General features: G+C 69.9%; 23 protein-coding genes. 16 read left to right on the top strand and 7 right to left on the bottom strand.

The annotated features are described in order from the left end of the window. Both TR50_RS40915 and TR50_RS47445 read left to right on the top strand, forming a co-directional pair. Positions 1-907: LuxR C-terminal-related transcriptional regulator (locus TR50_RS40915; protein WP_236654809.1), on the top strand; the 907-nt coding region annotated here is incomplete at its 5' end. 164 nt (positions 908-1,071) lie between these two features. Beyond that, positions 1,072-1,221, top strand: a complete 150-nt coding sequence (locus TR50_RS47445) for an ATP-binding protein (RefSeq protein ID WP_160311282.1) — start codon at positions 1,072-1,074, stop codon at positions 1,219-1,221. A gap of 251 nt (positions 1,222-1,472) precedes the next feature. On the opposite strand, the gene TR50_RS40905 is transcribed toward TR50_RS47445, so the two are convergent. Further along, the gene (locus TR50_RS40905) at positions 1,473-2,201 is read right to left on the bottom strand and encodes a TetR/AcrR family transcriptional regulator C-terminal domain-containing protein (RefSeq protein ID WP_042435254.1); all 729 of its coding nucleotides are present in this window, start codon (positions 2,199-2,201) and stop codon (positions 1,473-1,475) included. Positions 2,202-2,272: 71 nt separating this feature from the next. Between TR50_RS40905 and TR50_RS40900 the strand changes: the two genes are divergently transcribed. The 5 genes from TR50_RS40900 to TR50_RS40880 all read left to right on the top strand — a co-directional run bounded on the left by TR50_RS40900 (position 2,273) and on the right by TR50_RS40880 (position 7,591). Further along, entirely contained in the window at positions 2,273-3,763 is a 1,491-nt protein-coding gene (locus tag TR50_RS40900; RefSeq protein WP_152648920.1) for an FAD-dependent monooxygenase, read from the top strand. Between the two features lie 207 nt (positions 3,764-3,970). Further along, complete coding sequence (locus tag TR50_RS40895) at positions 3,971-4,333, top strand: hypothetical protein (RefSeq protein WP_236654808.1); 363 nt, start codon at positions 3,971-3,973, stop codon at positions 4,331-4,333. 60 nt (positions 4,334-4,393) lie between these two features. After that, positions 4,394-4,936, top strand: coding sequence for a GNAT family N-acetyltransferase (locus TR50_RS40890; protein ID WP_084701865.1), 543 nt, complete (start codon positions 4,394-4,396; stop codon positions 4,934-4,936). A gap of 416 nt (positions 4,937-5,352) precedes the next feature. Next, positions 5,353-6,894, top strand: a complete 1,542-nt coding sequence (locus TR50_RS40885; RefSeq protein WP_236654807.1) for an SMI1/KNR4 family protein — start codon at positions 5,353-5,355, stop codon at positions 6,892-6,894. 109 nt (positions 6,895-7,003) lie between these two features. Then, on the top strand, positions 7,004-7,591 hold the full coding sequence (locus TR50_RS40880; RefSeq protein WP_042435236.1) for a histidine phosphatase family protein: 588 nt from the start codon (positions 7,004-7,006) through the stop codon (positions 7,589-7,591). Positions 7,592-7,606: 15 nt separating this feature from the next. Here the strand turns inward: TR50_RS40880 and TR50_RS46360 are convergent. Next, positions 7,607-8,409 (bottom strand): IS5 family transposase gene (locus TR50_RS46360; RefSeq protein WP_152648921.1). Its coding sequence is split into 2 segments (ribosomal slippage): positions 7,607-8,064 and positions 8,064-8,409, totalling 804 coding nucleotides; the frame shifts between segments, so codons are not numbered across the junction. A gap of 331 nt (positions 8,410-8,740) precedes the next feature. Between TR50_RS46360 and TR50_RS40865 the strand changes: the two genes are divergently transcribed. The 3 genes from TR50_RS40865 to TR50_RS40855 all read left to right on the top strand — a co-directional run bounded on the left by TR50_RS40865 (position 8,741) and on the right by TR50_RS40855 (position 10,750). Continuing rightward, positions 8,741-9,046, top strand: coding sequence for a hypothetical protein (locus TR50_RS40865; protein ID WP_236654806.1), 306 nt, complete (start codon positions 8,741-8,743; stop codon positions 9,044-9,046). Between the two features lie 7 nt (positions 9,047-9,053). Continuing rightward, positions 9,054-9,821, top strand: coding sequence for an IS5/IS1182 family transposase (locus tag TR50_RS40860; protein ID WP_042435226.1), 768 nt, complete (start codon positions 9,054-9,056; stop codon positions 9,819-9,821). A gap of 128 nt (positions 9,822-9,949) precedes the next feature. Then, positions 9,950-10,750 carry a PIN domain-containing protein gene (locus TR50_RS40855; protein WP_042435223.1) on the top strand — a complete coding sequence of 267 codons (801 nt, stop codon included), beginning with the start codon at positions 9,950-9,952 and terminating at the stop codon, positions 10,748-10,750. A 624-nt stretch (positions 10,751-11,374) separates the two neighbouring features. On the opposite strand, the gene TR50_RS40850 is transcribed toward TR50_RS40855, so the two are convergent. Together TR50_RS40850 and TR50_RS46355 are read right to left on the bottom strand one after the other, a co-directional pair. Then, complete coding sequence (locus TR50_RS40850; RefSeq protein ID WP_042435221.1) at positions 11,375-11,593, bottom strand: hypothetical protein; 219 nt, start codon at positions 11,591-11,593, stop codon at positions 11,375-11,377. Further along, on the bottom strand, positions 11,590-11,778 hold the full coding sequence (locus TR50_RS46355) for a hypothetical protein (RefSeq protein ID WP_152648919.1): 189 nt from the start codon (positions 11,776-11,778) through the stop codon (positions 11,590-11,592). The genes TR50_RS40850 and TR50_RS46355 overlap by 4 nt, the downstream gene beginning before the upstream one ends. 307 nt (positions 11,779-12,085) lie before the next feature. On the opposite strand from TR50_RS46355, the gene TR50_RS40845 reads away from it, so the two are divergent. From TR50_RS40845 to TR50_RS47440, 4 genes are all read left to right on the top strand, one after another. Next, the gene (locus TR50_RS40845) at positions 12,086-13,189 is read left to right on the top strand and encodes a helix-turn-helix transcriptional regulator (protein WP_042435218.1); all 1,104 of its coding nucleotides are present in this window, start codon (positions 12,086-12,088) and stop codon (positions 13,187-13,189) included. A 23-nt stretch (positions 13,190-13,212) separates the two neighbouring features. Continuing rightward, positions 13,213-13,791, top strand: a complete 579-nt coding sequence (locus TR50_RS40840; protein WP_042435215.1) for an HD domain-containing protein — start codon at positions 13,213-13,215, stop codon at positions 13,789-13,791. A 551-nt stretch (positions 13,792-14,342) separates the two neighbouring features. After that, the gene (locus TR50_RS40830; RefSeq protein WP_042435209.1) at positions 14,343-14,765 is read left to right on the top strand and encodes a hypothetical protein; all 423 of its coding nucleotides are present in this window, start codon (positions 14,343-14,345) and stop codon (positions 14,763-14,765) included. Between the two features lie 78 nt (positions 14,766-14,843). Next, positions 14,844-15,020 (top strand): hypothetical protein, encoded by a 177-nt coding sequence (locus TR50_RS47440; RefSeq protein ID WP_160311281.1) that lies wholly within the window; start codon positions 14,844-14,846, stop codon positions 15,018-15,020. Between the two features lie 58 nt (positions 15,021-15,078). Here the strand turns inward: TR50_RS47440 and TR50_RS40825 are convergent, their stop codons facing one another. The 3 genes from TR50_RS40825 to TR50_RS47435 form a co-directional block, all read right to left on the bottom strand. Then, complete coding sequence (locus tag TR50_RS40825; protein WP_042435206.1) at positions 15,079-15,282, bottom strand: cold-shock protein; 204 nt, start codon at positions 15,280-15,282, stop codon at positions 15,079-15,081. 110 nt (positions 15,283-15,392) lie between these two features. Further along, complete coding sequence (locus TR50_RS40820) at positions 15,393-15,866, bottom strand: hypothetical protein (protein ID WP_042435203.1); 474 nt, start codon at positions 15,864-15,866, stop codon at positions 15,393-15,395. A 137-nt stretch (positions 15,867-16,003) separates the two neighbouring features. Beyond that, positions 16,004-16,147: a hypothetical protein gene (locus tag TR50_RS47435; protein ID WP_160311280.1), complete on the bottom strand. Its 144-nt coding sequence runs from the start codon at positions 16,145-16,147 to the stop codon at positions 16,004-16,006. A 130-nt stretch (positions 16,148-16,277) separates the two neighbouring features. Here TR50_RS47435 and TR50_RS49960 point away from each other — a divergent pair, with 130 nt between their 5' ends. Both TR50_RS49960 and TR50_RS40815 read left to right on the top strand, forming a co-directional pair. Beyond that, positions 16,278-16,412 (top strand): hypothetical protein, encoded by a 135-nt coding sequence (locus TR50_RS49960; RefSeq protein WP_269084848.1) that lies wholly within the window; start codon positions 16,278-16,280, stop codon positions 16,410-16,412. Then, positions 16,409-16,630: a hypothetical protein gene (locus tag TR50_RS40815; protein ID WP_042435199.1), complete on the top strand. Its 222-nt coding sequence runs from the start codon at positions 16,409-16,411 to the stop codon at positions 16,628-16,630. The genes TR50_RS49960 and TR50_RS40815 overlap by 4 nt, the downstream gene beginning before the upstream one ends. Positions 16,631-16,713 lie beyond the last annotated feature (83 nt).

The following is a 16,713-nucleotide window of genomic DNA, read 5'->3' as shown; positions in this document are numbered from 1 at the left end:
GCTCACGCCGGACTTCGGGCACCCGGCGATGGCCGACCAGGACCTGGAGCTGCGGGTCCGGACGGCGATGACGACCCAGGTGGGCGAGTCGCTGATCGAGCGCGGCGACCTGGCCGCAGCGGCGCGGGCGCTGGCCCCGGACGCCGGCCACGACCGGGTCGGCTGGGCGTGGCAGGGCCCGATGCTCCTGGTCCGCAGCCGCTTGCACGCCGAGCGGGGCCGTCCGGCCGCCGCGCTCGCGGTCCTGCTGGAGTACGGCGCGCAGGAGCGGTGGGCCGGGGTCACCAATCTCGCCCTGGCGCCCTGGCGGTCGCAGGCAGCCCTCGCGCACCATGCGCTGGGGCATCGGGAGGACGCACTTCGGCTCGCCGCAGAGGAGTTGGAGCTGGCGCACCGCTGGGGCACCGAGCGGTCGATCGGCGTGGCCTCGCGCTGTCTGGGCGTCGTGACGGGCGGGGCCGAAGGAGCCAGCCTCCTGGGCGAAGCCGTCGCCGTGCTGGGGCAGTCCCCGGCCCGACTCGAGCTGGCCCGGGCCCGGTACGAGCTGGGGGCCGCCCTGGCGCGCACCGGCGAGGCCCATCAGGCCCGGCACAGCCTCGCCAGGGCGCTGGACCTCGCGCAGGCCTGCGACAGCGTCCTGCTGGCCGGCCGGGCCCGGCGCGCTTTGACCGAGCTGGGCGTACGCCCCGGCCCGGTGCCACCGCCCGCCCCCAGCCTGTCGATGACCGAGCACCGCATGCTGGAGCTGATCGGTGCGGGCCACAGCGACCGGCAGATCGCCCAGGCCCTGCTGCTGACCCCGCAGGACGTGACCGTACTGGTCGGCCGGGTGGCCCGCACCCTGGGCGCGACCGACCGAGCCGACCTGGCCGACCTGGCCGCCCGCGCCCAAGGCATCGCACCCTGAAGGGCTCATTAACAGGCCCTTCAATCCACGATCCTAAAATCGGAGATATTGGCGGGGCGATCCGGCACGGCCGAGCCCCTGTTGCCCTGACGCTCCGGCATGTCAGACGCAGAAGCGGTGCTCCCACCGTCGAGCTCGAATGCAGCGACGCCGGAAGTGGCAGGTTGCCCAGCGCGTCGTTCGACGTGCAGCGCAGTGATCCGCTGCCCGCCTGCGGGTGCGGCCTGGCGATCGTCGCCGCCCTCGCCGCCCGTTGGGGTGTGGCCGACCGCGAACCCGGCGTCACGGTCTGGTGTGCGTTCCCCGCGTCCTGAGAGAACCTTGATCCCTCGGCAGGACTTCGGTTGAGCTTCGGATGAGCTATGGCCTGAGCGCCGTGAAAAGGGTCGCCGCACGGCGGTCCGTGGCGGCACGTCCAGGCGCCGAGATCTCCAGCGTCGCCGCCCCGACGCCGCGCGACAGGTCCCACAGCCCCCGAGGCCGTGGCGAGCTGGGGCCCGCGGGCCGGTCGGCGCTGGATCGTGTCCTGGCGGGCGCCTGACGTCATTGAACGGGCGCGCGCGGGTCAGTGCGGCGACAGAGTGGCTTCGACGCCGGCCAGGACCAGCGCCAGGCCCTGCTCGAAGCCCTGCTCGTAGTCCCGGAACATCTCACTGCCGGCGGCCGCCGCGAGTGGGTAGTCCGCCAGGCGCTCCGCGCGGGCGTCGAGGTCGTAGCCGTCCGTGCCGTCGAACGGGTTGGGTCCCATCGCCTGCTCCTCCACGACGTAGCCGATCGTGTAGGTGTAGCCGGTGTACCAGGCACGGCTGGCCGCCGCCACGCTGAAGCCCGCCCGCACCAACAGGCGCAGGCTCGCGTCCAGGTTCGGCGCGTAGGAGCGGTCGGTGAAGCGGGCGCCGCTATAGACGCGCGCGCCGTCGCGGTAGCGCAGCAGGTGGGCGCGCAACGTGCGCATGGTGCCCAGATAGGTGGGCCGCCAGTCCTGCTCGCCTGCCCACTCTCCCGCCTCGGCCGGCACCCCTTGTGCTGTCGCGTTCGCCTGCGCCTGCGCCGGCGCCGAGGGCTCGATCAGGTGCGACAGGTCCGCCGTCATGCGGCGCATGATCTCAGTCGCCATCTCGTCGAGCAGCGCCTGCTTGTCTTTGAAGTGCCAGTACAGCGCGGGCGCTTTGACGTTCAGTTCGGCGGCGATCGCGCGCAGGGTGACGCCCTCGAGGCCGAGCTCGCCGAGGAGCCTGAGCGCGGTGTCGGCGACCAGGCGCCGGTCGAGTTTCGCGGTTCGCTGCGGAGTCACGGTTGACAGTTTAACGCCGTTAAGGGCAGGCTCGGAAGCGCATCAACTTAACAACGTTAAGGAGGCTGTTCGTGGCCACCCCTCCCCCGGCTCCCCGCCCCGGCGCGGACCTCGACACCGACGTGCTCATCGTCGGCGCAGGCCCCACGGGCCTCACACTCGCCGCCGACCTCGCCCGGCGCGGCGCCGCCGCACGCCTGGTGGAGCAGGCCGACGCGCTGTTCCCCGGCTCACGCGGGAAAGGGCTCCAGCCGCGCACCCTGGAGGTCCTGGAGGACCTCGGCGTCCTGGCGGAGATCCGCGCCGTGGCCGGCCCCTACCCGGCGAACCTGTTCTGGAAGGACGGCGAACCCCGGCGCGCGAGCCGCATGTACGACGAGACCGCGCAGCCGTCCGAGCCCGAGCCGTACCCCGCCACTTTGATGCTGCCGCAGTGGCGCACCCAGCAGGCACTTCACCGTCGGGTGTGCGAGCTGGGCGGCACCGTCGAGTTCGGGCGCGAGCTGGTGGCCCTGCGACAGGACGCGGACACCGTCACGGCCCGGTTCGCGGACGGGACTGCGCTGCGCGCCCGTTACCTGGTCGCCTGCGACGGCGGACGCTCGACGGTGCGCCGGCTGGCGGGCGTCCGGATGTCGGGCGAGACCGTGGACCCCGACCTCATGATGGTCGCCGATGTCACGGTCACCGGCCTGGACCGCGACCACTGGCACGTCTTCCCGTCGGCCGACGCGTCCTCGGCCGACGCCGTTCCCGGCGCGGGGCTGCTGGCGCTGTGCCCACTGCCCGGCGGCGAGCAGTTCCAACTCGTCGCCCAGTTCGCCGAGGGGTCACCGCTCGACCTCACCCTGGACGGGATCCGACGCCTCGTCACCCGGCGCTCGCACCTGAGCTCCCAGGACGTCACAGCCGTGGGCTGGGCCTCGGAGTTCCGCCCCCGCGCGGCGCTGGCCGACCGCTTCCGCATCGGACGGGTCCTGCTGGCGGGCGACGCGGCGCACGTGCACTCACCGGCCGGGGCCCAGGGCCTGAACACCAGCATCCAGGACGCGTACAACCTGGGCTGGAAGCTGGGCTCGGTCCTGGCCGGCGCGGCCACGGACTCCCTGCTCGACACCTACGAGGAGGAGCGGCGGCCCAACGCGGCACGGATGCTGGAACTGTCCACCCGAGTGCACCGCGGCGAGGCCCGCCGAGGCCGGGCCACCCAGCAACTGGACCTGGGCTACCGGGAGTCGTCGCTGGCGGCCGAGACCCGTACCGGCCTGGACCCCCAGGCCCTGCGGGCCGGCGACCGGGCACCCGACGGGCGCCGCGGCGGCGTCCGTCTCTTCGGCGCCTTCGCCGGGCCGCACTGGACGCTGCTCACCGTCGGACCCCGAGGGCTGACCTCCGCCGAGGCGCCCGTCGGAGCCGACGTCCGCAGGATCTGCATCCCGTCCTACGAGGCCTACGGGGACGGCGTCTTCCTCGTACGCCCGGACGGCTACGTGGGCTGGGCCGGGGCGACCGGCCTGGGCCTGGCCGAGTACGCCGCGCGCGTGGGACTGTCAGGTCACTGATCCAGGCCACTGATCCGCCGCGACAGAGCAGGAGTGCCGCCGGGACCCATGATCCGAAGTCAGCCAGGCGGCCAACTCTCGGATCATCGGGCAGGCTTCGGGAATCACCTTTGCCGAGGTCGGGTTGAGTTCTTCAGGATGCCGCAGGACATCGCAACCGCACCCTGCGGGACCCGATGTGGGCTGGGAGGGGTCACCGTCGTGGGCGTGTACGTCGCCGTCAGGGGGTGGCTGGAGTGCGACCGCGAGCAGCTCACGAAGATCGGAGAGATCATCGCAGCTGGTGACGTCGATCGCGTGTACTCAGGAGGCTGGACGTTTCCTGAGCGCCAGTGCGCCTGGACCAACGTGGTGTTCTTCGGCGCCGACATGCGCGAGCAGCACCTGGAGTCGGTTCTCGACCAACTCCGCTCGATCGCGCGGGTGCCGGCTACCGATGCGGACAACGACCTGGTCCGGGGCCTGTTCATCGTGAGCCATGAGACCGAAGGCACCGCGCAATGGCTGGTCCACGGCGGGAGCGTCGAGATCGCAGACGCCAGTGCCCAGTACGGCTGCCTCGACGAATAGCTGGATCGAAAGCGCCTGGCGAAGAGGACGGAGAGCCTCGTCGTGATCCAGAATGATCGGATGGTCACGCTGGAGACTCCCCGTTTGATCCTGCGTCGCTGGCGCGAGGAAGACGTTGCGCCGATGGCTGCCGTGAACGCCGATCCCGAGGTCATGCGGTGGATCCGTGACGGCAGCGTCCTCGACGAACAGCAGACGCGCGGCCGGGTCCAGGCATGGAAGAGCGAGTGGGAGTCACGGGGCTTCGGCCTCTTCGCGGTGGAGATCCGGTCGACTGGCGAGCTGGCCGGGTTCACCGGCCTTTCGGTGCCCGAGTTCTTGCCCGAAGTACTCCCCGCGGTTGAGGTCGGCTGGCGGTTGGGGCGTTCCCACTGGGGGCAGGGCCTGGCCACCGAGGCTGCCGCGGCCGCGGTACGGTTCGGGTTCGAGGAGCGAGGGCTGGAGCGGATCGTCAGCATCGCCCAGGTGGGCAACGACGCCTCCGAACGGATCATGACCAAGCTGGGGATGCGCCCGGTCCGTGAGACCGTCAATCCCACCGGCGGTCGTCGAGTACGGGTGTTCAAGTTGTCGTCGAACCAGTACGTCGCCACCCCTCGTTGATGGCGGCAACGACGACGCCGGCCTCGTAACGGACCGCCGGTTCCCGATGCCCGACCTGGGCCAAAGTCCTGCCCGGACTCCGCCATGCCCTTCGCCCCGATGACGTGACCCGAGCCTCCCGATGCCACGTCACATTCCGAGCGCGGCCTGCCGCGCGCCGCTTCCCGCCCGAGCCCGCTGCCGGCCGCGGCGCCGTGCCGATTGGCTGATGAGTCGACAAGGTGGCGCGCCACTCCCCTGCCCGGAGCGTGGCGCGCCTTGTCGTTCTTGGCGTGGCGCGTCGGTGTGTGGCGTGGCGCGGTGGCTCGCGTCGCGCCACGGGCGGATGGCGTGGCGCAGACTGCCGGTAGCTGTGTCGCAGCCTGCTGACATGATCGTCCGAACAGCGTAGACGAGAGGCGGGTATGGACGTGTCGGTGGAACTTGCCGCGCGGGAGATCACTGCGGAGGTCGTGGCCCAAGCCCCGGAGGGTTGGACGGAGTGCGTGCTGCGGGGGGCCGGGAGCCGGTCGAGCACCGGACTGGCCGGCGGCGGTTACGTGGTGCCGAGCCGGCCGGGCCTGTTCTTCGGACTGCCGTCCCTGCACCAGGGCCTCGCCTCTCTGACGTCCTTGTTCCAGGAGAGCCACGGCTGGGAATCCATCGTCCTGGAGTTGACCTGCCGCCCGACGGGCGCCTTCGAACTGGTCGTGTTCCGTGGCGCGCTGCAGCCCGGCAGCGGGCCCGAGGACGGTTGGACACTGACCATCGACCCCGGCTTTCAACTGTCAGAACCCGGGACGGCCGAGAGCGCTGAACCGTCCGAGCTGCGCCAGGCCGGGGATCCGGCCGAGGCGGTCCAACGGCTGAAGGCCCTACTCCGGCAGCACGCCGAACGCGTCGGCGCAGAACCGGAGATACCCGCGCCTGTCACCGAGGCTCAGCTCGCCGCCGCCGAGCGCCACCTCGGCCGGCGACTGCCCGCGGATCTGCGGGCGCTCTACCTGGAGGCCGACGGGGACGGTAGTAGCGAGGCCCTGGCGGGGTACGCATGGCTGTCGCTCGAAAGTGCTCTGGCCAAGCGCGACGAGTACATCGGAGTTCCAACCTGGTTCGGCTGGGGGCTCGGCTGGAACCAGGTGGTCTTCGATGCCGACCCGCCGAACACCGTGCGCCGTTGCTCGGGACATCCGGGCTGGCTTCCGTTCGCCACCTGGTTCGACGGCAACTACTTCGCGGTGGACCTCGCGCCTGCCGCGAACGGCCGCCCCGGCCAGGTGATCAAGGTCGGCCGCGACTACAACGACGGTCCGCGCTATATCGCTTCCTCCGTCACAGCCTGGCTCGGCCAGGCCCTGGGTCACCCTGATCCCCACGCCCCGCAGCAGTCAGGGGACAGCCCGCGAGAGTTGGTGGTCTCAGCTCTGGACAAGCAGCTCACGCCGGGCGTCCAGGCGATCCACCTCAATGACGCCACGTCACCCGTTGACCTCGTCCCACTCGCCGCCACCCCCAACCTGCGGCTCCTGCACCTCAACCGCTGCGCCACCGGCGACTTGTCACCCGTGGCAACACTCCCCGTCGAGGCCCTGGCCGTCGACCTCGCCTCCCAGGCCGACCTCATGCCGCTCGCCAGCCACCCCCACCTCTCCTCACTCGCCGTCGGCTCCGAGACCCCGATCGACCTCGCCCCGCTGCGCACCCTGCCCGCGCTGCACTCCCTCGACCTGTCCCGTTGCTCCACGCCGGACTTGGCGTTGCTGGCGGATCTCCCCGGCCTGCGCTACCTGGCCCTCTCCGCCCCCCAGTGGACAGCCCTGGTCGCCGCCGACCGCCTCCCCGCCCAGCTTGCCGCTGCCCGCCTGGCCGGAGCCCCGCCCCTCACCGCCGCCCTCGACCTGCTCGCTGCCCTCGGCGTCGACACCGCCACGGCCTACCGCCTCTCCGGCACCGTCGACGCCTCCTCACTCTGGTTCTAAGAGGTCATCTCATTTGGTGGGTGTACAGCGGATGGTGAGGGACGGGTGACCGTGGCGAAGGCGAGGAGACCGTCTCGAAGTGCCACAAGATCAGATAGCGTGCACGGCTATGGGTGAGCTGATAGTGATCAGGCACGGCCAGACCGAGTGGAGCCTGTCGGGCCAGCACGCGGGACGGACCGATGTCGCCCTTACCGAAGCCGGCGAGGCAGCGGCCAGGGCTCTTGCTCCGAGGCTGGCCCGCCGCAGTCTGGTCGCCGTATTCAGCAGCCCGCTGAGCCGCGCCATGCGAACGGCCGAGCTCGCCGGCCTGGCCAACGCCAAGCCCGATCCCGACCTGTTGGAGTGGGACTACGGCGGCTACGAAGGCCTGACCGCCGAGCAGATCCGCGAGTCAAGGGCAGGCTGGGACCTGTGGCGCGACGGCGTCGTTCCCGGTGACGCCGACCACCCCGGCGAGCAACTGGAGCAGGTGGCCGCGCGCACGGACGCGGTGCTGGACCGCATCCGCCCGCTGCTGAGCGAGGGCGACGTCGCCGTCGTCGCGCACGGCCACCTGGCGCGCGTGCTCACCGTCCGCTGGCTCGGCCTCGATGCGTCCGCGAGCAGGCTGCTCGGCCACCCGCATCCGGGCACTCTCAGCTTCCTGGCCACCGAGGATGGGCAACCCGTCATCTCCGCCTGGAACGTCCCGTAGGGCAAGGCCGCCGCGTCACATCTGACGCGAGAGGCGTCGGAAGCAGATGAGTGCCGCGGCGATACCGGCGAAGGCCAGGAAGTGCTCGGCTTTGCGTTCGTAGCGGCGGTGGAGTCTGCGGCATCCGGCGAGCCGGGACACGGTGCGCTCCACGGTCCAACGGTGACGCCCCAGCCGTTGGGAGGATTCGATGCCCCGCCGGGCGATGCGCGGGGTGATGTTGCGCGCGCGAAGCCATCGTCGCAGGTGGTCGTAGTCGTAGCCTTTGTCGGCGTGGAGCTTGGAGGGCTTCCGTCGGCGCGGCCCTCGGCGCGAACGGATCGGCGGAATCCCGCGTACGAGCGGCTCCAGGCCTTGACTGTCGTGAGTGTTCGCCCTGGAGATGCCGATCGAGAGGGGCAGACCGGTGCGCTCGGTGATCAAGTGGATCTTCGAGCCCAACTTGCCTCGATCCACAGGATTCGGACCCGTCAGCTCCCCCCTTTCAGGGCCCGCATGTTCACGGAGTCGATCGCGCACCGCGACCAGTCCAGACTCCCTCGGGCGCCAAGTTCGTCGAGGACCAGGCGGTGCAGCTTCGCCCACACCCGGGCCTTGCTCCACTCCGAGAAGCGCCGATGCGCGGTGGGACCGGAAGGCCCGAAGCACGGCGGCAGCTGCCGCCAGGTGCAGCCGGACGTCGCCACGAACACGATCGCGGCCAGGACCTCCCGATCCCCATAGCGTGGCCGTCCTCCGCCCTGCGGGCGCGTCGGCGCCGCTGGCACCACACGCTGAAACAACTCCCACAGCCCATCAGGAACCAGCCGCTCCACGATCGTCACGATCGCAGACTACTGATCCAAATGAGATGACCTCTAACTCTGTGATCACGCCGGTCAACCGGGTTGAGGCCACTGTTGGACGACTCTCAAGATCCAATCCCTACAACTAAGGGCTGTCCCGTAAACGCAGGTGAGCCCCGGCCGAGGTCGCGGTACCGTCCCGAGTGTGGAGCCCTCGAACCCCGCTTGCCCTGCTCACGGACCCGGAGTCGACCCAGCGTCGCTGATCGGCCGGCGCCTGGTCCGCCTGGCGGCGGCCTGGCATGTGTACGCGGGCCGGAGGGACGACACGCCGGTCGACCTGTGGCTGATCGATGATCACGGCGTGTCCACCCACGTGACGACTGGAACGGACTGGTGCCTCGTAGTTGACCGAGAAGAGCTCTACGAGGGCTACGACATGGGCGACTGGGGGCGAATCGACATAGAACCAGCTGTCGAGGAAACCCCCTTCGCCCGTCATCTCGGGGACACCGTGCTCGCCGCCAGAGAGGAATGGGAGCCGCGCACGGGACGCATGGCACTTGAACTGGACTTCGACTCAGGCACTGTTCGCTGCGAGAGCTGGGCCGGCGACCTTCGCATCACGGCAGTGGACGCGTCAGAGGGACGAAGCGCACCAGTGTCATGATCTTCCTGTGGCTCACGTGATCACGGCGTCGGAACCCTCCTGGATAACCCCGTTCACCGGACTGAGGCCAACCGACTTCCGCAAGCTGATCACGATGCTGCGCCGCCAGGGCCTCGACCGGCCCCGTCCAGGACGCCCGTGGTCGTTGCCGTTGGAGGACCGGGTCCTTCTGGTGGCCGCCTACTGGCGCACCAACCTGACACTGCGGCAGCTTGCCCCACTGTTCGGCGTCTCGAAGTCCGCAGCAGACCGCATCGTCGACCACACCGGGCCGCTGCTCGCACTCAAGCAGCGCCAGCGGTTCCGCGAGGGCACTGTGCTCATCGTGGACGGCACTCTCGTGCCCACCCGCGACCACGGCATCGCCGAGAAGTCCAAGAACTACCGCTACTCGACCAACCACCAAGTTGTGATCGACGCCGACACGCGCCTCGTCGTCGTGGTCGGACGCCCGGTGCCGGGCAACCGCAACGACTGCAAGGCCTGGGTCGAGTCCGGAGCAAAGGCGGCGGTGGGGAAGACCACCACGATCGCCGATGGCAGCTACCCAGGCACCGGCCTGGTCATCCCGCACCGCCGCCCGACTGGCGGCGAGCTCTGCGACTGGAAGCGCGAGCACAACCGCACCCACAAGCAGGTCCGGGCCCGCGTCGAGCACGTCTTCGCCCGGATGAAGACCTGGAAGGTCTTGCGCGACTGCCGCCTCAAGGGCGACGGCGTCCACTACGCCATGCTCGGCGTCGCCCGCCTGCACAACCTCATCCAGGCCGGCTGAGCAGACGGGAACCCAGCCCCCCAAAGCGCCCAAACGCACCCCAAGATCCATTACGGGACAACCCTTAGGCCCCGCCAGCATCAGGCAAAGCGGCCGCCACTGTCAGTCTGTTCTGGAAGCGTGGCTGCATGCGTTTGAAGCATGCGGGCTTCGGCCCCACCATCGACAGCTTGCAGCGCCTCTTCTACGAGAACGGGAATGCCCAGAACGGCCACGGCGCCCCGGCCCTGCAGGACAACTACCTCAGGTGGGTCGAGGACGCCGAGCGCGTCTTCGAGGGGAACTTCTCGGACACTGCCCTGCTGGACGGGCTGCACTCGCGGCACTACTGGGAGATCCGGCACATCAACGGCCAGACGCCTCGACCCATTCCGCTGATCCTCGGGGAGTTCAAGGCGCAGGCAGCGCGCATCGAGGCCGCCATGGCCAAGCTCAGGGAAATGCAGGCCTTCGCAGAACGCGTCGGCGCAGTCATCGTCCCGGACACCTCCGCGCTCATTCAGGGCAAGTTCTTCGAGCACTTCGACTGGTCGGTGGAGACGGGATGCGGAGCCTCCGTGCGCCTGGTCATCCTCTCGATGGTCTTGGAGGAGCTCGACCAGACCAAGGATCGCGATCGCGGCCGTGCGCAGAAGCGTGCTCGCAGCGTGACGAAGCGACTCCGGGAGCTGGCCCGAAACGTCTCTCCGGGCGAGCCCGTCCCGTTCCGCGACGGGGGCGCCTTCGAGGTCTACTTCGAAGACGAGTGGCACATCCGCCGCCCCATCCCGGACATTGAGATCATCGACCAGGCGCTCAGTATCCAGGAGATCACGAGCGGCAAGATCCTTCTAGCCACGGCCGACGCGACCATGGAATTCAGGGCACGTCTGCAGGGCTTGGAGGTCTTCGACATGCCGACGCCGGCGGATGACGAGTCGGACAGTTGAACGAAGAGGCCCCCGTGCACGAGCCGGTGCACGGGGGCTCCTTGCTGTCCGCACGCTCCTCCACGATGAATGCGGACAGGCCCACCCTGGGCGCGCAGCGGCGCGACGGGATCCCCAGAGCGGGCAGCTCATCCGAAGGCGCCCCGCTTCCACTCGGGCCTCTCCCGGATCTCGTCCCACCACGGAACCGCCGGCCGCGGCTCCGGCTTCCTGCTGGCTGCCTTCTCCCGCTGTTCGTCGTGGCACGGGCAGTCACAGCCGTGCGGACCGCCGCCGAGCGTGGTGATCACACCCACGGGGCAGGCACTGCGGCCCTCGCACGAGGATGCTCCAGTGCACGGCCCGAAGTACGACTTCTCCGGCGGAGTCCATGTCCGCACACCAGGCTCAGGCCACGTGAACGGCGGCACCTCGGGGTACGGGTGCGAGACCTTGAAGTAGGCGCCCACGGTCACCGCCCCCGCCTGGCGTAGAAGCCGGACGGCGCCGGCGACAGCCGCAGCTGGATGTCCTTGCACACTTGGCAGCGGGCGCCTGTCGCACGCTGTTCGCCACGGCACCTGGGCTCGCGGTCCAGCTCGGCGCCGCAGCCCGGGCAGCGCGCGGCCGCCTCCTCATCGCCTCTCACAGGAGCCGCTCGCCCCTCTCGCGGGCGGGGCGCACCTCTCTCAGGAGGTAGGCGTGGCGCTCGGCTCGCAGCTCGACTTCGTCGTCGGCCTGGATCCGGGTCTCGTAGGCGCACGGGTTGCCGCCGTACTCCGTGCCCAGCAGGACCCCGGCCGCGGTGCGGATCCGGTAGACCTCCCACTCGCGGTCGTAGATGACCTTCTCCTCGCCGCTCACGACGCCCGCTCCTCGGCCGCCTGGTGGCAGTCGCAGGCGCACTTCACCGGCACCCAGCCGAGCACGCGGTCGCGGTAGCCCGGGGCGCTGCACATCCCGTGCAGGTCCGGCCAGCGGTCCGCGCCCGTGCGGCATTCCGGCGTCTTGTAGGCGCGCGGCAACGGTCCTGCGGTCTTGGTCGTCACCGTTGCCCCCAGCACGCGGAGCACTTCACGAACGCGACCGTCCGGCGGTGCACGCGGCGCAGACCGGCCGGTATCAAGAGGACGGCATTGTTCCCGCACGGAACGCACGACTCGCCCAGGATCTGCGCCCTCGTCAACGCCCCCGCCCAAGGCGGGTTGGCGACAACGGTGGTATCCACGGGTCAGCCCTCCACTACGCTGAGTTGCTGGTGAATGCGTAGGTACGACGGTAGAAACCAGCGATCTCCGCCAGAAGTGACCCCCAGTACAGGTTGCGGAGCCCGCGCAACGGCACGGAGGCGACACCATGCCCGCCGACCCCAGGACAGCCCTGACCGGCAGTCAGGGCTCCCTCCCGCGCGCCCGAAGCGGCATCGTCTGCGGCTACGTCCTCCGGCTGATCCGGGAACACCTCGACCTCACCCAGGAGCAGTTAGCGCAGCACCTCGCGGTGTCACTCGACACGATCGCCGCATGGGAGACCGGACGCCGGCCCCTGACCGCAATCCCGGTCGGACAGATGCTCATGCACCGGCACGTCCTGCTGAACCTGGGCGCGACCCCGAACCTGCTGGCCGCACTCGACCGCGCCATGGAAGCCGACGTCCTCCTCGCATCCGCGCTCGACGAGCAGCCCACGGCAGCCAGTCCGCTCGGTGCCTGGGTCATGCAACGCGACCTCGCGGACATGCTCACCTGGCCGCTGCACGGCCGCGCCCCGGAAGCCGTCACCGTGCCAGCGGCACGCCCGCGCCGCGGCCCCGTAGCCGCGGGCCCGTCCCTCGGCAGTCAGGAGCGAACCAGGTTCTTCACCTCCGTCCGGGCGACCGTCGAACAGGCCCGCCAACCCGGGCAGTTCCTCCTGCGCCGCCAAGCCCTCTATCTGGCCGGGTACGACCGCAACCCGGACACCGCCGACTGGGTCGCCGAGCAGGAACGCGAGACCAAACCCGGGGACTGGCTGCAGCGCTGGCTCACCGCCCGCTCCGTCACGTCCGTCGGCGCCCGCCGAGGCGACCACGACCGCGTAGCCAGCTTCGTCCGGACCGCCGTCGCCGACGACGACCGTAGCGAGGCCGCGAACCTCAACTACTGGGCGTACTGGGTAGGCGAGACCTCCACGATCCACCTGGACGACGCGTTCATCGCCACCGGGCAGCCCGGCGACTGGACCGGCCGCCGACTCCTGCAGCACCTGGTCGACCGCCTCGAACCCCGCTTCGGCTACCGCGAGCTGTACATCCACACCCTTTGGGCACTGATCGCCGCCCGCCCCCAACTCCTGCAGTCCACCGACCGCACGGTGCTGCGCGAGCGCGCCGAGATCCTGTTGGATAGCGGCGTGATCTCGGCCCGCGCCGGCCGGGAACTCGACGGAGTCAGGTACGCGCTGCGCCTCGCTCAGGGGTGAGCGCGCCGGAAGAGGGGCTCACGATGGCCGAAGACCTGTCCAAGGTGGCGGACTTCCTGTTCGAAACCGGCACGCTGAAGAACGCCCGCCGCACCGGCTGGTGGATGGCCGGCGTCCGCGACCCCGAAAGCATTGCCGAGCACTCCTGGCGCACCTCGCTCCTCGCGTCGGTCATCGCCAGCCTGGAAGGCGCCGACCCGGCCCGCGCCGCACTGATGGCGGTCTGGCACGACTCGCAGGAGTCCCGTACCGGTGACGTGAACCACCTGGGCAAGAAGTACATGGGCCAGGAAGCCGACCCGGTCCAGGTGACCGCCGACCAGACCGCCGGCATGCCCGAGTCGCTGGCGAAGTCGATCCAGGACACGGTGGCCGAGTACGAGGCCCGGCAGTCCCCGGAGGCGGTCTGTGCGCGGGACGCGGACAAGCTCGAGTGTCTGCTGCAGGGCATCGAGTACAAGGCGCAGGGCTACGAGCATGCGCAGCGGTGGATCGACAACAGCCGCGCCCGCCTCGTGACGGACTCGGCGAAGCGGTTGGCCGACGAGCTCCTCGACAGGGGTTCGCTCGGCTGGCTCAAGACCGTGATGGGCGAGAGCTGACCGCTGAAGGTGATCGCCTACGCCTGGGAGAACATCGACCCGACCAGCTGGCGTCGGCGTCAACGGTCCGGATCGGCCACCGGCCCTGAGACGAGCACGACCGGTCCCCACACTGGGCAGCCGAGGTCGTGCGGTTCCGTTCCGCCGTGACCGTGGCAACGCGGGCAGGCTGGCCGGCTGGCGCCCGTGGTACCGGGCTGGTAGCCCCAGCCACGGCAGACGGGACACAGGTCACGGTCAGGCGGCGGACAGTCGCAGGTGCTCATGACCGGTGAACGAGCCGCCAGCCGCCCGGTTGTTCACCCTGCCGAGCGTCTCGACCAAGCCGGTCAGGTGTACGGACTTGTACGGGAAACGGGACTCCGTGGGGCCACTCCCGGCAGCCTGGTCTTGCTGCTTCGCGCACGGCTGGCCCAAGCAGCGAAGCGCCAAGGGAATGTCCAGTCAACGCCGTTCCGACGCCTAGCCGTGTATCGGCAAGATGATGGGCGGACGAAGACGGGGAACGTCCAACGGCCCCGACAGCGGCCACCACACTGGGGGAGAACACCATGCTCAAGCTCGGAAAGACCAGGCGCTCCGTCGCCCTCGGCGCTGGCGCCCTCGCGCTCGCAGGCGTCGCCACCATCGGCCTCGGCGGGACCGCCAACGCCTCCGTTGGCGCGCCGAACCCGGCTACCACGGACTGGTTCTCGCTCTACCTGATGAACGACTCGGGCGGTCGCTACTTCGAGATTTGCAGCGAGCAGTCGAGCGCCAACACCATCCACGTCGCCGTGCAGGATGACTCCGCCGAGGGAGCGACCGTCCTGTTGCTGAACCCCTGGGGCGGCCAGAACTACGGGGGGTACGTCAGCTTCAACCCTGGCCAATGCCTGACCTGGACGATCCTCGGCGGCAGCCTCGGCGACAAGTACAACGGCTCCATCCAGACGCCGAGGGTCTACAACACGGGCGATGTGACATACAACTGACCCGGCCGCGCGGGGCAGGTGGTCGCGGGTCCAGGCCAACCGGCGAGTGACCTGAACAGCGGAAAGTGGGGGAAGCACATGCCCAGCTGGACTGGTGGCGGTGCCAACAAGGGCGACGCCAACACGAACACCACCGAGGAGACCAGCGCGGCCACCAAGGCGGACACGACTGCCGAGGGGCTGGCGAGCGCCGACACGGTGATCGAGATCGGCGGCGAAGGCGCGACGTCGAGCGAGTCGACTGAAGCGGACTGAGACAGACGCGAAGCCCCGGCGCCCGAGTGGGCAGCCGGGGCCTTCTGCTGTGCTGGGATCAGCCGCGGACGATGTTCGCGGCCTGCGGACCCTTCTGGCCCTGCTCCACGTCGAAGCTCACGCGCTCGCCCTCGGCCAGCTCGCGGTAGCCACCGCCGCTGATCGCCGAGTAGTGCGCGAACACGTCCGGGCCGCCGCCGTCCTGCTCGATGAAGCCGAAGCCCTTCTCGGCGTTGAACCACTTCACAGTGCCCTGAGCCATGCTGATCTCCCGTTCCGGGACGAAGGGGTACTCGGATCGTGAGTACCCCTGGATGGGTCGCGTCCACGAACAGCAGGTGAAGGGGTACGGCGGACAGCGAACTACGACGATCACGCTACGCTGAGCCATCCTTCGGTGTCCTGAGGGTTCTGGATCTGCGCCACAAGATCGACGATCAGAACAGGAGCCCGCCCGTGACACCAGAGGTCCCCGAACCCACCGAACGGTTCTACGTCCCGTCCACAGGGCCAGTCGACCAGTTCGTCCCGCCGCCTGGCGCTATGCCGCGGCTGCACCTCGTCGAGTACGAAGGGGGCCTTCGGCTCTGTGAGGACGCCACGGGCCTGCTCGTCGGCCCGACCGACCGAAGGCTGACTCGAGCGGGCCTCTACGTGGAGAACCTGCGCGGCACAGCCCACTACGCGGCCGCCGCGAAGAGCGCCGATCTCCGCGCCGGCAGCCTGCTGCGCCTGGTGCCCGAGCCCGAGAACCCACACGACCGCAACGCGACCGCCGTCCACGACGCCGACGGCGTCGGCCCGGTCGGCTATATCAACAAGCAGGACCGTCAGCCTGCGCGGCACAGGACCGGGGCGCCCCTGCCACGCCGTAGCACTGCTCGCCGCGGATCCGAAGGTCGTCGACCACCTGCTATCGCGGCGCCCGATGACGCTGCCGCCCCCGGTCTTCCAGCGCTGAGCCTCCGGGCGTCGGGCGGTTCTCAGTCCTGGAGCGCCCGCGTGTCGAAGACCACGACGCGGTTGATGGCGTCCGGGCGGTCAGGCCAGACTGTCCGCTCCGCCTCGACCTCCGCCGCGCGGTGGGCCTCGATCAGCTCCCGGTGCTGCTCGGCGATGTACTCCACTTCAGCCTCCTCAGAGAAGTTCGCACCGGGCACGGTACGCCGGATGGCGGCCGCCCATGGTTCGGTCGGGTGACCTGACGGGCGCGACCAGCCCGATCGGGTGCGTCCTAGAGACATGGAGTACCCGATCGTGCGACTCACCGAGCTGATGCGCCTCACCGAGGACCTCGAAAAGGCCACGGCAGCCGCCGTCGCCAGTCGCGTGTACAACGGTGGCTTGAAAGCAGGGCGCGCTTGGGATCCACCTAGTGATTTCGATGAGTGACGCCATGGCAGCTCGACCAACGGGTCTGTGATCCGGTGCTCTGGCTCGTCCCTGTGACTGGCGTGGCCTGCTACGCCTGGGAGCTCGCGCACAGCCGAATCGACATGGGTGATGCGCCGACGTGGATCGCGGCCGTGGCGACCGTTGCTGCCGCCGTCTTTGCCGCGCTGGCGGCGCGTGCGGCCTGGCAGCAGCTCACCAGTCAAGCCGAGGAGTAGAAGCGCGTTCGGGCACTCCAGGAGGTTCAGCTGCAGCAGCTGCACCGCGACGCAGCCACCTTCTGGCTCTGTTCACGAGTTTC

The organism is Streptacidiphilus anmyonensis (assembly GCF_000787855.1).
Taxonomy (GTDB): domain Bacteria; phylum Actinomycetota; class Actinomycetes; order Streptomycetales; family Streptomycetaceae; genus Streptacidiphilus; species Streptacidiphilus anmyonensis.
The sequence above is the reverse complement of the archived record's forward strand: the minus strand, read 5'-3'. Positions and strand labels throughout refer to the sequence as shown.